This is a genomic window from Paenibacillus spiritus (genome assembly GCF_008710135.1).
Taxonomy (GTDB): domain Bacteria; phylum Bacillota; class Bacilli; order Paenibacillales; family Paenibacillaceae; genus Paenibacillus_AQ; species Paenibacillus_AQ glufosinatiresistens.
In genome coordinates, this window is sequence record NZ_VYKK01000003.1 from 19,261 (window position 1) to 35,650 (window position 16,390).

Genomic DNA, 16,390 nt, shown 5'->3' on the forward strand with positions numbered 1-16,390 from the left:
GAAGTTCTGGATTGTGCGGTTTAGAGTAGGCATGCCGCGGAGGATGCATTACAATGGACACATTCTTAGATTTTTCTGGAAAGAGAGGGAGACATCGATGAGTACGAAGCTGCGTTGGGGAATTCTTGGCTGTGCACAGATCGCAACGAACGCGGTGATGCCGGCGATTCAGGCGTCTTCTTCGGGAACGCTCGCGGCCATTGCCAGCCGCCGTCTGGAGAAGAGCCGGGAGGTGGCCGGACAGTTCGGCATCGGACGCGCCTACGGGAGCTATGAGGAACTGCTGGCTGATCCGGAAGTGGATGCGGTCTACATCCCGCTGCCGAACCATCTCCACCGCGAGTGGGTGATCCGGGCGGCGGAGGCCGGCAAGCATGTGCTGTGCGAGAAGCCGCTTGCGCTGACAGCCGCCGAAGCCGGGGAGATGGTCGAAGCCTGCCGCAAGGCAGGCGTGCATCTGGCGGAAGCCTTCATGTACCGGCATCATCCCCGGATGAAGCAGGTGCGGGAGCTGATCGCGGACGGGGCCATCGGCGAAATTCGGGGCTTCCGCGGGGCATTTACGTATAACGATGCCGAGGATACCGGCAATATCCGCTTCCGGGCCGAGTGGGGCGGCGGCTCGATCTACGATGTCGGCTGCTATCCGATGAGCGCGGCCCGCTTCCTTCTGGGCGCCGAACCGGAAGCGGTGACGGCGCATGCCCGGTTCTCGCCGGAGCACGGCGGCGTGGATATGATGACCTCCGGGCTGGTAGAATTCCCGGGCGGCGTCAGCCTTATTTTTGACTGCGGCATGTGGGCGTCGAACCGGCAGGAGCTGGAGATTCTCGGAACGACGGGCCGGTTGTATCTGCCAATGCCGTTCAATGCGCGGGAGGAAGACGCCGACTTTGAATGGATTCGGGACGGCGCGGACCGCGAGACGGTTCGGGGCATCGGCGCCAATCCGTATGTGCGTCAGGCCGACGACTTTGCAGCAGCGGCAGGCGGGGCAGCGCCGATTGTGTCTCCCGGAGACCCGGCTGCGAATATGGCGCTCCTGGAAGCGTGCCTGAAATCGGCAAGAGAGCGGCGGCGGGTGGAGCTTGTCCCGCGCAGCCGGATCTGATGGCTTGGAGACCGGAGCGGGGTCTGCTCCGGTCCGTGCGCAACGTGAAGCAAGGGAGGAGAAGGGCGTGATGGGCATGTCAGGAGATGGACGGGAGCCGGTGATCCGGCTGTCGGATGTGTGGATGAAGTATGGAGACCGCTATGTGCTGCGGGGAATCAACCTGGAGGTAGGCCCGGGGCAGATTGTGGGCTACATCGGGCCCAACGGAGCGGGCAAGAGCACGACCGTCAAGCTGATGCTCGGTCTCGTGCAGGGCTACAGCGGGCGAATTGAAATCTTCGGCCGCGACATTGCAGACGGCGATCCCGCCTACAAGCGGCGCATCGGCTACGTGCCGGAGATCGCCGAGCTCTACGAGAGTCTCACTGCCCGGGAATACCTGGTCTTCATCGGGGGCCTGTACGGTCTGTCGCGGGAGGAAGCGGAGGACAGGGGACGGCGGCTGCTGAAGCTGCTCGGCCTGGAGGGCGCCTTCCAATCTGTCATCGGCTCGTTCTCCAAAGGGATGCGGCAGAAGGTGCTCCTGGTCTCGGGCATGCTGCATGACCCCGATATTCTGTTCCTGGATGAGCCGCTCAGCGGGCTGGACGCGAACAGCGTCATGGTCGTCAAAGAGATTCTGGCCGGACTGGCGGCGGAGGGCAAGACGATCTTCTATTCCTCGCATATTATGGACGTCGTGGAGAAGATCAGCAGCCGCATCGTCCTCATTGCCGAGGGCGGCATCGTGGCCGACGGGACATTCGAGGAGCTGCAGGCGCGCAGCGCGCAGGGTTCGCTGGAAGGGATCTTCAATCAGCTTACAGGCTTTGACCGGCACCGGGAGATTGCGTCCGAATTCATCTCGGTCCTGAGAGAAGGAGCGCGGACATGAAGGCAGATCCAATGCCCCGGGAATCCGGGGTGCTTCGAGTTCTGGACCGGCTCGCGCCGTTGTTGATCCGTATGGGGGCGGACTATCCGGTAATGCGCAGCATTGTCGGCGTGAAGCTGACGATGGACGGACGGCGCACGCCAACCGTGCTGGGCGGAACCGCCAAAGAATCGCCGCTTAGTTCCAGAACCGGCATCATCCAGTGGATCTACGTGCTGTACGGCGCGATGTTCGCGCTGATGCTGATGCTGCCTCTGAGCGACTGGATTCTGGCAGCCATGCAGTTCGGCGTGCTCACGTTCTTCATGATGACGACGCTGATCTCCGATTTCTCCTCCGTGCTTCTGGACCTTCGCGACAAAAGCATTCTGCTGTCCCGGCCGGTCGACGGCCGCACGCTGGGGCTGGCGAAGACCGTACATATTCTGGTCTATCTGCTGGGCCTCTCTCTGTCGCTGGCGGGGCCGGCTCTCCTCGTAGCTCTCTTTTACAAAGGAGTTGCCTTCTTCCTGCTCTTCCTGGCGGGAGTCCTGCTGACGGATATGCTCGTGCTGGTGCTGACCGGCCTCTTCTATCTGCTGATTATGAAGCTGTTCGACGGGGAGAAACTCAAGGACATGATCAACTACGTCCAGATCGGGCTGTCCGTGACCGTCATAGTCGGGTATCAATTCCTGTCCCGGATGTTCAATATGACCGTTGCTGCGGACATGACGCCCCGCTTCGCCTGGTGGGAAGTGCTGATTCCTCCGGTCTGGTTCGGATCGGCTTTTGAAGTCGTCCTGGGCGGCGTGCGCCGCCTGCCGTTCGTGCTGATGGCGATAGCCGCGCTGGCGGTTCCGGTCGTCCTCTGCATCGTATACATCCGCACGCTGCCGGCCTTTGAACGGAGCCTTGCGAAGCTGGCGTCGCAGGAGAGCGCCGGCGGACGGAAGTCGCGTTACGCCGATCTGCTGGCCCGGTTGTTCTGCCGGGGGCGCGAGGAACGGCTGTTCTTCGGGTTCTGCTGGTCGATGATGCGCCAGGAACGCGATTTCAAGCTGAAGGTCTATCCGACGATAGGATTGTCTGTCGTCTTCCCGTTTATCTTTATGGCTAACACGCTGGTCAGCGGAAATATCTCCGCCCTTCGCGGCACCAAGGCTTATCTGTACATTTATCTGATGATCGCCCTGATCCAGACGGTGGTCACGATGCTGGCCTACTCCATCAATTACAAAGCCGCCTGGGTCTACCGCGCGGTTCCGCTGACAAGCCCGGAACGAATCTACAGCGCCGTATTCAAAGCCGCGCTGGCCCGGCTTATCGTTCCGCTCTACCTGCTTGAAGCGGCGGTCTTTCTGCTGATCTTCGGCCCGGGGATCTGGCCGGATCTGCTGGCCGTGCTTCTGACGATGTTCCTGTATACGGTCATTTGCTATGCGGTCCAGCCCCGCAGTCTGCCCTTCTCCGAGAAGTACGAACGGAACCGGCAGAAGGAGAAGCAGAAGGGCGCCCTGCTGCTGCTGTTGATCCTGTTCGGTCTGGCCGGAATTCATTATCTCGTCCGGCAGACGGAATTCGGTATTTACTTCTATCTGGCGTTGCTGGCCGCCGCCGGTCCGACTGCCTGGCGGATCGCCTTCGGCCCGGCGAAGTCGAAGTCCGGGTCCCCGTCTTCCGGGCTCCGTTCCTTGTCCAAATAGGGCATTTCGCGGCGGAGTCCGAAAAAAGGGTGCCAGTTCCAGTATTTACTTAGACAGCCCGCAGAATACAAGGTAGAATAACAGCAAAGCTCAGGATAGACGGTCTTCTTGGTACGCTTTACACGTACTCCTCATCGCATTCGCAGCCGCCAACCGACATGCATCCTGCCCACCCGTGTTTTGCCAGAGAAGGCTCTATTATTCTGACCGCGAGAGGTACATTATGGACCAACTGGGTATTCATTATAACTTCTGGATCGTGCTGCTTTCTTTTGTCGTAGCGGTTGCCGCATCCTATTCGGCCTTCAATCTGCTGTCCCAGGCGGACGGCTCCTCCCCTTTCTCCAGACGGCTGTGGCTCCTGACCGCCTCCTGTGTGCTGGGAAGCGGCATCTGGGCTATGCATTATATTGGCATCATGGCCGGAGAGTTGCCCTTCAAAGTTACCTATCATGCGGGCGGGGCCCTTCTCTCCATTCTGACCAGCATAGTATTCAGCTATCTCTCGCTGAGTCTGCTTGTATCCTCCAGGCCCCGGCTCGGCCAGATCATGGCTGGCGGCGCTCTGCTCTGCATCGCGATCGCCGGAATGCATTATATCGGCATGAGCTCGCTGAATATGAAAGCTCACCTTCACTATAACCTGCTGTCCCAGGGCATTGCCGTGCTGCTTGCTCTGTTCGCGTCCTGGCTCGGCCTGTTCCTCTTCAGCCGTTCCAAAGCGCAAGCCGGCTTCAGCCGCTGGCGTCTGTTCGCCTCTGTCTTTCTCGGCTTTGCCGTAACCGGGCTTCACTACACAAGCGTGAGAATCTCCCATATGGGCTATGTCGGGGCAGACGGCATCCATTCCTCCTTCATGCAGACGGATGCTATTCTGCTGATCGGCGTCTCGCTGGTAACGCTGTTCATGTTCGTGATATCGGGCAGCGCAGTGTTCCTGGACCGTCATGTGCTGGAGCGCATGGCCTACCATGACCCGCTGACCGGCCTGCCGAACCGGCATGGACTGGAACGTTATTTTGAAGATGAATTCCTCGCCAACCGGTATGGTTCGGTCTTCTTTGTCGACCTCGACCGGTTCAAGGCCATCAACGATACGCTGGGTCATGACATCGGCGATATGCTGCTGGAAGAGGCGGCCCGCCGCCTGCTGAAGCTGCGTCAGGAGGATGGACGAGGCCGGGTGTTCCGGCTTGGAGGCGACGAGTTCCTGATTGCCATTCCCGGCTGCGGACGGGAAGAGGCGAAGGAAGAAGCGCTGCGGATTCTCAGCGAGGTGAAGCGTCCTTACCGGATCGAGGGCAACGAGCTGTATGTCACAGCCAGCATCGGGATCAGCCTCTCCCCGACCCACGGGATGGACCGCTCCTCTCTGATGAAGGCGGCCGATACGGCGCTCTATACCTCTAAGGATTCCGGCAAGAATAAATTCAGCATCTTCGACCAGGAGATGAACCGCCATCAGGTGCGGCGGATGTCGCTGGAGAAGGATCTGCGCAAGGCCTTGGCCCGCTCCGAGTTCATGGTTGTCTACCAGCCGAAATGGGACTCGCTGCTTAATGTTACAGTCGGTCTCGAAGCGCTGCTGCGGTGGAGACACCCGGAGTACGGAATCGTATCTCCGGCCGAGTTCATCCCGATTGCCGAGGAGACAGGCCTGATCGTCCCGATTACCTACTGGATGCTTCACGAGGTGTGCAGCCAGAATATGCTGTGGCACAAGGAATCCATAGCCGAAGTCGCTGTGTCGATCAATATGTCCGCCAAAATGTTCGAGACCGACGATCTCTACGAGGTGGTGGAGGAGGCGCTGAGCCGTTCCGGCTTGCCGCCGCACTACCTGGAGCTTGAGATCACGGAGTCGATCGCCATGAACAATATGGAGGAGACCGTTGCCCAGCTGTCGAAGCTGCGCAGCCTGGGCGTCCGGGTGTCGCTGGACGACTTCGGCACCGGGTTCTCCTCGCTGGGCAATCTGGATGAAATTCCGGTGAACACGCTCAAGATTGACCAGGTGTTCATCCGCAAGAGCAAGATGCATTCCAAGAAGGCCATCATCAGCAATATCATTGCCATTGCCGGCAACCTGAACATGGATGTGGTGGCCGAAGGGGTGGAGACCCCGGAGCAGATTGAACTGCTTCAATCGCTGGGCTGCCGGGTGATGCAGGGCTACTACTACGGCCGGCCTATGGCTGTTAGTGAGCTGGGGCGCTGGTTCAGCGAGAATGCGCAGGCGGCGGGCTGAACGGCCGGCTCCGAAGACGTTCATGACCCATAACAGAAGCCCCCGGCTTCCGCGCAGGCGGATAGCCGGGGGCTTCTGTTATTCTAGGAACTAATAGAGGTATTTGACGATTCCGTTCAGGAAGCCGACGACGTGATCGTTGTAATACCAGAGATCGTACCGGACGCCGCTGATGGTGTATTTCTCGGTATAATCCGGGGCGCCCCAGGAGATTTGAACCTGCTGAGTCGTCATGCCTTTTGAAATGACACTGTTCTTGATTTTCTCCCAGATCTCGGGCGTGAACGAATACATCTTCTTCGGGTCGGAAGGGAAGAACATGTCCTTGTTCGCCAGAAGCTGGGCAATCTCGGTCGGCGAGTAGGCGGTATTGCTCCAGGCCTTCGTTCCGTCCGCAAAAGAGAAGATAAGAACGAACCGTCCCTTGAAGTCGGGCTCCAAATCCTTAATGGTGGTTTTTTGCAGCCGACAATCACTGCTGAACCGATTGAACCAATACACCTTGCCGATGTATTTGGACAGACTGCCGATCGCTTTCTTCTTGGCCACCTCGTAAGTGCCCTGCGTCTGGACGACCTGCTTGGCCTGGCCGAACGAGACGTTGATCTTCTTGACGCTGTCGTTCCAGGAGAGGGAAGCTCCAAGTTCACTCTTCAGCAGATCGCCGGGGAAGACGGCGAGACTGCTGACCAAATGGACCTTCCCCGGCATGGTGACCGACTGTCCGTCCACGGTAGCGATGGCGCTGCCCACCTTGAACTGAAAGCTGCGTTCGCCGAGCTGGACCGTGAAGCTTTTGCCGTCCGCAGAGGCCTTGACCTCTCCGCCCAGCTTCTGAAAGAAAGTCTGGATGGGCAGGAACATCATGCCGTTCTCCCGGGAGCCTCCCAGCAGCTCGGCATCGGACTGAATGACGACGGATGCGGTCTGGGTCAGTCCGCCGGATGTGACGGTGACCAACGCTTCGCCGACGCCCGTCGCCTTGAGAGTGCCGTCTTCCTGAAGCTTGAGCAGGTAGGGCTTATCGATGCTGACATGAGCCTCGGTCTTCGACACCCACCGGGATGCGCCGTTGGACCAGCTCTCGGCGATGGAGAAACCGGTCTCCTGGCCGACCGTAAGCGCAGGCTTCTGAACCTTCACGTCCAGCGAGACCGGATTCGGTATGGAGACGGCGGACAATTCATGGGTGGAAGTGTCATAGACCGCAAGGCTGCCGTCATTCAGCCGGACAAGAAGGAGCTCGGATTGAATAATCTCCTGAATACTGGCTACCCCCGACAGACCGGGATAGGACTCGCCAAGTCTGCTCTCATGCAGCATGGAGGGCTCGAGCGGCGCGACGGTGCCGTCCTGCTTCAGAACGAGCAGAGGGCCCCAGAGATAATAGACGCTGCGTGCGTCTCCGGCGATGACCCGGGGCACATAACGGGTCTTGTCCCATTCGTAGTATTGGGCCTGCCCCGACTTTAGTGATACCGCCACAGTGCCGTTATCGTTGATTGCAATCGAAGCCACATCGTCCGGGCTGGCAAAACGGTCAATGGTGTAGACGCCGGAGTCGCTGCGGCTCTTCAGCTCGCCGGTACGGCTGAGCGTGAGCAGGCGGCTGTCATTGCTGGCGATCCGGACGATGTCGGTGTAACCGGCCATCTGCTGTCCGTCCGTCGTCCAGACGGTGCCGTCCTGCTTCAGCGCGTATGGGCCCGAGAGAGAGACGACGTCTACCGGCGAGGGCAGCATGCGAAGATAATCCGTGTTCGCGAGCTTGAGAATACGGCCGTCCTCCGACAGGCCATAGTCCCCGTCGAGCTCCTTCAGTTTGTAATCCAGCAGCCGGTAGGTCTTCTGGTCAGGATTCTCCACCCAGGTCGATCCGTCGCTCATCAGGAAGACATCCCCGTATTCGTTCAGGTAGCCATGGTCAATGACCGTCTGGGAAGCGGCGTGGGCTTTGCCGGCTCCCGATGCGATAACCAGCGCCGTTACAGCCGCAAGCCCCCATTGGATCCCTTTCATTTCTCACTCATCTCCTTGTTGGAATTAAAGCAGGTGAACCGGACAGCCAAGCAGAACAAAACCGGCAGGCGCGAATGCAGCATGCCTGCCGGCCGGGACGGCTTGTTATTGCTCCACCTTGAATCTCTCGATGAGATTCTGCAGCTTGTCGGCCAGCGACGAGAGGAAGGCGGCCGACGCCTCCACTTCCTGCATGGCAGCGAGCTGCTGCTGGGAGGAAGCGGACATGCTCTCCGCTCCCTCGGCGGTCTGATTGGAAATGCTGACAACGCTCTGGAGGGAGGTCACCAGTTCCTCGGCAATGCCGGAGAGCTGGCGGACCGTATCCGAGATCTCCCGGCTCTGCCCCGACATGGCGTTCACGAACGTCTCGATGTCGGCGAAGGAGCGGCCGGCTGCCGCGACCATCTCCGTTCCCTGCTCCATCTCCTGGGAGGAGCGGTTCATCGTATCGCCCGCCAGCTCCATCTGCTCCAGAATCTGTCCGAGCAGCATGCCGATCTGGGCGGCGGATTGGGACGAGCGCTCGGCCAGCTTGCGGACGGATTGGGCGACGACGGCGAAGCCGCGGCCTTCCTCGCCAGCGCGGGCCGCTTCGATGGCCGCATTCAGCGACAAGAGATTGGTCTCTTCCGCAATGCCGGCGATAATGCCTACAATGGCTTCAATCTCTCTGGAGTGGCCGGACAGCGTCTCGATAATCCCGGCAAGATCGCCGATGCTGCCGCTCATAACCTTCATCTGGCGGGTCGTCGAATCCATGGACTCCCGTCCGGAACGGGCCTGCTCCGTGCCCCGGGAAGCGTACTGCATCGCTTCTTCGGTATTCTTGGCAATCTCTTCGATGAAGCGGGACACTTCCTGAACGGAACGATAGCTGCTCTCGAGATTGCTGAGCTGAAGCTGGGCGCCTTCGGCCAGGTCCATCGTAATGTTGACCGTATGCTCGCCGGCGCGGTTCGTCTCCTGCGCGCTGGCCGACAGCTCCTGGGAGGAGGAGGCTACCTGCATGGAAGTATCGTTGACCTCCGTGATCAGGCTGCGCAGACTGAGCGTCATGTCGTTGAAATCCCGGGCAAGCGTTCCGATCTCATCCTTGCTGCTAAGCAGCAGCGGATCATGCGAGAGATCGCCGCTTGCGACCCGGTTGACGGAAGCCGACAGCCGGGACAGCGGATGAACCATCCGGCGGATCAGCAGGTAGGCGGCGAGAATGGCTGCGACCAGAATACCCGCGCCGATCAGGAACGGCTTCAGAATAATCTCCATTGTGCGCTCTTTCACAAGTGAGCCATCAAAGTTGATCGCCATCAGCGCGACAATCGGCTTAGTCGGATCATGGTCCTGGTAGATGGGCCCGTAGCCGGTCTTCAGCGAGACGCCGTCGTATGTATAGACACTGGAATAGGTGGAATGCTTCATCTTGGTAATCATGTCTTTGTCTTCTTGGTTAAAATAGAACGAATCGCCTGCCTTGTATCCGCGGGCCTGAAAGTTCTTGTCGGCGGCAAGGATCTTGCCGTCCAGCGACAGAATAAACACTTCCTTGAAGATCGGCTTGTGCCCGACTACCCAGCCGATTCGATCCTGAACCGCGCTCAGCTGGCTGTTGTCGCCGTTCGCAAGGGCGCTGACAACAGCGGGGTCCAGTAATCCCGTTGTAATATTGGCGCAGCCGACCAGCTCGATGCCGGCAGCTTCGTCAATCTGATGATAGGCAGCGCGATAGCCGAAGAAGCCGATGGAGGCTCCGACCAGCAGCAGTACAGTCAGCATCATCCACGTTAATTTTGTAGCCAGTTTCATTCTTCCACCAACCCAATCCGTCAAGTTATAAAAGCCGATGCTCATTATATCGGAATTCAAACAGCGGTTCATTAATAAGAACGGTTGAATAGGTGACAAAAAGCAAAAAATTTAATAGCAGGCAATTTAAAATTCACAACTTTGCCGAAGTTTTAAAAATGACCCGATCTTCCATTGAATGTCCCAACCCCGAAATGATACGCTAAGAGTACGACAAGATACGGGAGTGAACTAGAATGGCATTCGAGCAAGACCAGTTGGTGGAAGAGATCGCCTTATCCATGTTCAGAGTGCAGAAACGGATCATATCCGGCATGTCATTGACCAAGGAGCTGGGACTTACCTTCCCGCAATTCTCGCTGCTGACCATGATCTCCAAGCGGCCGGGCGCGCGGGTCGTTCAATTGGCCGAGCGCATGGATGTCAAGTCGAGCGCGGTAACCGTCATGCTCGACCGGATGGAAGCCATCGGCCTGGTCGCCCGCGAACCGGACGAGCATGACCGGCGCGCTGTTGTGGTGAACATCACGACTAAGGGGGAGCAGGTTCTGAGGGAGGGGCGGGAGCAGCTCCAGACGACGCTGAGCGAGCAGCTGGCGATTCTGAAGCCGGAAGAACTGGAGCTCTTCGCTTCCTGTTACCGGATGCTCGAGCGTCAGGAACGCTAAAGCCTGCTGCGCTGCTGCCAGCCGCCGGAGAACGATAGTCCGCCCGGCGAAGCAGGCAAGGCGGCGGTTCTAGAGAGGCTCGAAATGGCTCGAAATAAGAAGACCGGGCGGTCAGGGAATCCCTGGCCGCCCGGTCTTTCTTTGGAAGACGGGATAGGCGATAAGTCAGTTCTTCTTCTTATCCGGGAGCAGCTGCACATAGCTGTCGGACATGCGGAGCAGGTAGAGCGCCCGGTTGTACTCATCCTCCGTGGCGGCCGGCTGCTTGTCATGCGCAGCCAGCGGATACTGGGTATTGTCCGCGAAGCTGTTGCCCGGGATCAGAATGCCGGAAGTGGCAATGAAGGAGCCGGACGGGAGATAGTACCGCTCGGGCAGCAGATTGACGGTCTGATTCAGCAGGTCCTGGCCGAAATGAATGTGATTCGCCAGGGAGACGCCGAGCAGATTGGCAGCCGTCGGCATAATGTCAATTTCTCCGCCGACCTGCCCCAGCGTCTTCGGCTCGGCGCCGGGAACACGGACGATCAACGGAATATTCAGCATATTGCTGTAGCCGTACTCGTGGCCGTAGATTTCCTTCATGAGCTTCTCGTCGTCTTTGTCGAGCGAGTAGATGGGCAGTCCCATATGGTCGCCGTAGACCATGATGACGCTGTTGTCCCACAGTCCTTTGTCTTTCAGCTCCTGCACGAACTGGCCGAAGGCATAATCGGCATAGTTCTGGGCCCGGACATAATCGCCCACGAACGTGCCCTCATAGCGCTCCGGCAGCTTCATCTTGTACTTGGACGCCGGGATGGTGAACGGGTGGTGCGCCGACATGGAAATGATCTGGGCGTAGAAGGGACGCCCGGTTGCGCTCATCTGCTGAAGCTCGTCGGTCGTCCGGCGGTACAGCACCTCGTCCGAGGCGCCGAAGAAGAAGGAATCCTCTTCGCCGAAGAACGAATGGTCGTAATACTTCTGCCAGCCCAGCGCGCTGTAGAGTTCGCCCCGGTTCCAGAACTTGACCGAGTTCACGTGGAAGGTCGCGGTCTGGTATCCGCCGTCGCCCAGGAGGCGCGGCAGACTCGGAAGAGCCTTGTCGACATACATCTGGGTGGCGGCCCCTTTTGGCGGAATATAGAGGGAGGTATTGGACACGAATTCGGCGTCCGACGTGTTGCCCTGGCCCACCATCTGATAGAAGTTCGGGAAGTACAGGCTGTCTTTCATAAAAGCGTTCAGATGCGGCGTAATCTCCTGGCCGTCGATCTTCAGGCCGATCAGGAAATTCTGCAGCGACTCCATCTGCACGATAATGAGATTCTTGCCTTTGGCTGCGCCGAAGAGATACGGATTGGCCGGATGCTGGATGCCCTTGGTCTTGTCGATGGCGTCCTGGGTAATCTGGCTGGCCGGGACGGGATCGAGTTTGTCTTGAGCAAAGATCGTGTAAGCTTCATAATTAAGAATGCCCATCTCCTGCGCCTTCTTGATCTCGTTCATGCTCGCCTTGTTGGGCAGAATATTGAAGAGACAGACGGCAAGCGAGGCTACGAGCAGGGCAGTGTAGACCCGGCGGCTGCTGCGGCGGTTGATCCGCTCTTTCTTGTAGCTGCGGCCTTTCTTGTTCAGAAGGAAGTAGTAGCCGAGCACGATGACATCGACGAATACGAGCAGGTAGTACGGGTCCATGAGCGAGAAGACGCTGCTCTTGACCTCGGTGACCTGGTTCATCTGTTCCGCCGCATGGTAAGTGACGATAACGCCGAAATACTTGTAGTACATAATGGCGGCAAAATAAATGCCCGTCATCACCAGATTGACGGTCAAATAATAGCCGAACTTGCGCCTCGACGCCAGGCCTTCAATCAGGGAGAACAACACCCAGGCAAATGGGAGTTCGGTCAGAATCGCCTGCCAGGACAGCGGATGATCAAAGATAACGCCCCAGGCCAGCAGGCATTTGAGCAGCATAATCAAGGTGAAGAACACAAACGGCTTTGAGAGCCACCGCTTGATTACAGAGGATGACACGGCTTCGCCTTCTTTCATGATGATAAAGGGCAGAATTCCCCAACATACACAGACCATTATGCAACCGTGGACAGGGGATTGTCAAAGCCGCAGCGGCCCGGCGGCAGGAAGGAAGAGAGTGGAATGAATAACCGGGTAGCCCTGTCGGTCCGGGCGCTGGTCGAGCATGTGTACCGGAGCGGCGGCCTTGGCTTCGGATTCCACAGCGCATCGGCGCTGGCGGAGGGCACGCGCATTCATCAGGCCGTGCAGCGCGAGTACGGGGAATTGGACCGGAAGGAAGTGTTTTTGAAGACGGAGATTGCGGTCGGCAGCCTGATTCTGGCCGTGGAGGGCCGGTGCGACGGCCTGCTGGCGGGAGAGGACGGGGCATTGACCGTCGAGGAGATCAAATCCTCCTCCGAGCCTGAGCTCCCGGCGGAAGGGAAGAAGGTCCACTGGGCCCAGGCGCTCCTGTATGCCTATATGGCGGTGCTGGAACGGGAGCTGCCGGACATCGGCGTCCGGCTGACTTATGTGGACACCGCGACCGGGGAGCGGCGCAGCTTCGAACGCACCGAGACCAGGGCGGCACTGGAGGCGTTCGCGGCCGAGACGGCCGAGCGGTACGCGCCCTATGCCGAGCTCCTGCTGCGGCATGAGGCGGCGATGCGGGAGAGCGCCCGGCAGCTGGCGTTCCCCTTCTCCGCCTACCGGCCGGGCCAGCGGCATCTCTCGGGCGCGGTCTATACGTCTGTGAGCGAACGGGTTAACCTGTTCGCGCAGGCGCCGACGGGCATCGGCAAGACGATGTCCGCGCTCTTTCCGGCCGTCAAGGCCATCGGCGAAGGCCGGGCGCGCGCCTTCCTGTATCTAACGGCCAAGACGGTGACCCGCTTCGCCGCGCAGGAGGCGCTTGCCCGGCTTGCCGCGGGCGGCCTCGTTCTGCATGCGGTGACGCTGACCGCGAAGGACAAAATCTGCTTCCGCGAAGAAGGCTGTACCGGGGAGTCCTGCCCGTTCGCGGAAGGCTACTACGACCGGCTGGGCGAAGGGCTAATGGACCTGCTCGGATCGGAGACGCTGATGGACCGTTCGGTCATCGAGGCGTATGCCCGGAAGCATCGGCTCTGCCCGTTCGAGCTGTCGCTGGATGTGAGCTATGCCTGCGATGCCGTCATCTGCGACTACAACTATGTATTCGATCCGCGGATCGGCTTCAAGCGGCTCGCGGACGAACGCCGCAAGGAGACGGTGCTTCTGATCGACGAAGCCCATAATCTGGTCGACCGGGGCCGGGAGATGTACTCGGCGCAGCTGACGAAGGCGCCGTTCCTGGCCATCTCCCGGCGGTACAGGGCGGCCGACCGCCGCCTGGCGGCAGCGGCGAAGGCCGTCAACGCCTTCTTCGTCCAGCTGCGCAAGGCCTGCGCGGCGGCGGACGGCGAAGAGGCCACGGCTGCGGGCGGCCGCGGTTCGGGAGTGCCCGGCACGGGCGCAGCCGAGGCGGAGGGAGGCGTCTGGAAGGAGCCGCCGGCGGAGCTTCCCGGCCTGCTGGAGCGCTTCGCGGAGGCCGCGGAAGCAGAGCTGGCCCGCGCGGCGGGCCGGCCGTCGCCGGCCGGGGGTTCCCCCGGAGCTGCCGGAGCGGAGCTGCCGCTGCTGTTCGGGCCGGTCCCGGAGGCCGGTCCCGCGGACCCCGGCGCTCCGGAAGGAGCGGCAGAGGCCGAAGCGGAGGACCCGCTGCTGGAGGCGTATTTTGCCGCCCAGGCGATGCTGCGGACGCTGCGGACCTACGACGAGCGGTATCTCACTTACGCCGAAGTGCTGCGCGGGGATGTGCGGCTGAAGCTGTTCAACCTGGACCCGTCGCATCTGCTCGCCCAGGCGGCGAAGGGCTTCCGCAGCCGGATTCATTTCTCGGCGACGCTCTCGCCGCTCGCCTATTACCGGGACATGCTGGGCGCCGGGGAGAACGACTACAGTCTGGTCGTTCCCTCGCCGTTCTCGCCCGAGCAATGGAGCGTGTCCATTCTTCCGGTCTCCACCCGCTACCGGGACCGGGAAGGCTCGGTGGAGCGCCTGGCGCGGGCGCTGGCGGCGCTGACCGAAACGCCGGCCAACCGGCTGGTGTTCTTCCCGTCCTACGCCTACCTGAACCGCGTATACGAGCGGTTCGCGGAGCTGGCCCCGGACGTGAGGACCCTGGTGCAGGCCGGAGGCATGGATGAGGCCGCCCGCGAAGCCTTTCTGGCGGCGTTTCAGCCCGGCAGCCGCGAGGGGCTGCTCGGCTTCGCGGTGCTCGGCGGCGTGTTCGCCGAGGGGGTGGACCTGCCGGGCGACCGCCTCAGCGGCGTTATGGTTGTCGGGGTCGGACTGCCGCAGGTGGGGCTGGAGCGGGAGCTGCTGCGGCGGTTTTTTGACGAACAGGGCAAGAACGGCTTCGACTATGCTTACGTGTATCCGGGGATGACCAAGGTGCTTCAGGCGGGCGGACGGCTGATCCGGGGGGAATCCGATACCGGCGTTATCGTGCTGGCGGACGACCGGTTCCTGCGCCAGCCGTATGCGGACCTGTTGCCCCGGGAGTGGAGAGGCTACCGGGTGGTGCGCTGAGCAAGTATACTGGTTATGAAACTTGGGCAGGGAACGCTTACAGGAACAGAAGCTGGACATTCTAGAAGAAGCGGAGGAACAGAAGATGACGCTGAATATCGGAATGGTAGGGACAGGCTGGTTCGCGAAGATGCACGCCGACCTGCTGGCAGGGATGGCGGACGTGCGGCTGGCCGCGGTCTGCGGAAGCAGCCGGGAGAAAGGCGAGGAGATGGCGGCCGCTTACGGAGCGCGGGGCTATGGAGATCCGCTGGAGATGCTGGGGGCGGAGAAGCTGGACGCCGTCTACATCTGCGTGCCGCCGGATGCCCACGGAGCGGTTGAACGGGCTCTGATCCGCCGGGGCATCCCCTTCTTCGTGGAGAAGCCGCTTGGCGTGACGACGGAGATTCCGGCCAGTCTGCTGTACGATATCAGGGAGACCGGGCTGCTGACCTCGGTCGGCTATCATTTCCGCTACCAGGACAATGTGCAGCGGCTGAAGGCGAGGCTGGCCGAAGACCGGATCGGCATGATTGTCGGCGAATGGATGGGCGCGATGCCCGGCGCGCCGTGGTGGCGCGACCAGAGCCGCTCCGGCGGCCAGTTCACCGAGCAGACGACGCACATCGTCGATCTGGTCCGCTATCTGGCCGGTGAAGTCACGGAAGTGTACGCTGTATACGGCAGCCGGTTCATGCAGGAGAAGCGGGAGAACGTCAGCGTCCATGACGTCGGCACCGTCTCGCTGAAGCTGGAGAGCGGCGCGGTCGCCAATATCTCCAACACCTGCGTGCTGCCGAGCGAGGTCAGCCGGGTGGGGCTGAGCTTCTACAACGAGGGCGGACTGCTCGACTGGAACCCGAACCGGCTGCTCGAGAAACGGGAGGGCGGCACGTCCGAGACGCCTTCCGCCGGGAATCCGTATGTGGAGGAGAGCGAAGCCTTCCTCTATGCGGTGCGGACCGGCGACCGCTCGCGCATCCGCAGCGATTATGCGGACGGCTACCGGACGCTGAAGGTCACCTGCGCCGCCTATGAGTCGGCCCGGTCCGGCAAGCCGGTCAAGCTGTAGGCGGAGGCAGGGGCAGGACAGGGGCAGCCTGTGGCCGGGCGATAGCCGCGCCCGCTCGCCGGGTCGGTAATAGGGCAAGTATTCGGGCCGCAGCCGGTTCGGTATCCGGGTATCCGGGTGCTGGCCGGGCCTGTTCGCCGGGCCGTTACTCGGGTGCTAGCCGCCGCCCGTTCGCCGGGCCGTTACTCGTGTAGCGCGCCCGGGAAGCCCCTTATATTTGTTGTGTTCTGTGTTTATTTATTCGCGAGAGTGTGGAGGAATAAGGCGATAGAAGAAGGGGTCGATGATGCCGACCGCTGTTAGAATGG

General features: G+C 60.5%; 10 protein-coding genes. 7 read left to right on the top strand and 3 right to left on the bottom strand.

Translation table 11 applies throughout. The features are described from left to right. Nucleotides 1-97: 97 nt before the first annotated feature. From F4V43_RS01235 to F4V43_RS01250, 4 genes are all read left to right on the top strand, one after another. A complete protein-coding gene (locus tag F4V43_RS01235) occupies nucleotides 98-1,111 on the top strand; it encodes a Gfo/Idh/MocA family protein (RefSeq protein ID WP_150456426.1) in 1,014 nt (337 codons plus the stop codon). A 76-nt stretch (nucleotides 1,112-1,187) separates the two neighbouring features. After that, on the top strand, nucleotides 1,188-1,988 hold the full coding sequence (locus tag F4V43_RS01240; RefSeq protein WP_150456463.1) for an ABC transporter ATP-binding protein: 801 nt from the start codon (nucleotides 1,188-1,190) through the stop codon (nucleotides 1,986-1,988). Continuing rightward, nucleotides 1,985-3,673: a hypothetical protein gene (locus tag F4V43_RS01245; RefSeq protein ID WP_150456427.1), complete on the top strand. Its 1,689-nt coding sequence runs from the start codon at nucleotides 1,985-1,987 to the stop codon at nucleotides 3,671-3,673. The genes F4V43_RS01240 and F4V43_RS01245 overlap by 4 nt, the downstream gene beginning before the upstream one ends. A 223-nt stretch (nucleotides 3,674-3,896) precedes the next feature. After that, on the top strand, nucleotides 3,897-5,921 hold the full coding sequence (locus tag F4V43_RS01250; protein ID WP_150456428.1) for a putative bifunctional diguanylate cyclase/phosphodiesterase: 2,025 nt from the start codon (nucleotides 3,897-3,899) through the stop codon (nucleotides 5,919-5,921). Nucleotides 5,922-6,011: 90 nt separating this feature from the next. Here F4V43_RS01250 and F4V43_RS01255 read toward each other — a convergent pair whose 3' ends face one another. After that, complete coding sequence (locus tag F4V43_RS01255) at nucleotides 6,012-7,940, bottom strand: copper amine oxidase N-terminal domain-containing protein (RefSeq protein ID WP_150456429.1); 1,929 nt, start codon at nucleotides 7,938-7,940, stop codon at nucleotides 6,012-6,014. Nucleotides 7,941-8,045: 105 nt separating this feature from the next. Further along, on the bottom strand, nucleotides 8,046-9,746 hold the full coding sequence (locus F4V43_RS01260; RefSeq protein ID WP_150456430.1) for a methyl-accepting chemotaxis protein: 1,701 nt from the start codon (nucleotides 9,744-9,746) through the stop codon (nucleotides 8,046-8,048). 236 nt (nucleotides 9,747-9,982) lie between these two features. Between F4V43_RS01260 and F4V43_RS01265 the strand changes: the two genes are divergently transcribed. Further along, nucleotides 9,983-10,414: a MarR family winged helix-turn-helix transcriptional regulator gene (locus F4V43_RS01265; RefSeq protein WP_150456431.1), complete on the top strand. Its 432-nt coding sequence runs from the start codon at nucleotides 9,983-9,985 to the stop codon at nucleotides 10,412-10,414. 165 nt (nucleotides 10,415-10,579) lie between these two features. On the opposite strand, the gene F4V43_RS01270 is transcribed toward F4V43_RS01265, so the two are convergent. Further along, entirely contained in the window at nucleotides 10,580-12,454 is a 1,875-nt protein-coding gene (locus tag F4V43_RS01270) for an LTA synthase family protein (protein WP_150456464.1), read from the bottom strand. 105 nt (nucleotides 12,455-12,559) lie between these two features. Between F4V43_RS01270 and F4V43_RS01275 the strand changes: the two genes are divergently transcribed. Beyond that, a complete protein-coding gene (locus F4V43_RS01275) occupies nucleotides 12,560-15,028 on the top strand; it encodes a helicase C-terminal domain-containing protein (RefSeq protein WP_150456432.1) in 2,469 nt (822 codons plus the stop codon). A gap of 85 nt (nucleotides 15,029-15,113) precedes the next feature. Continuing rightward, nucleotides 15,114-16,082 carry a Gfo/Idh/MocA family protein gene (locus F4V43_RS01280; protein WP_150456433.1) on the top strand — a complete coding sequence of 323 codons (969 nt, stop codon included), beginning with the start codon at nucleotides 15,114-15,116 and terminating at the stop codon, nucleotides 16,080-16,082. The last annotated feature ends 308 nt before the right edge of the window (nucleotides 16,083-16,390 follow it).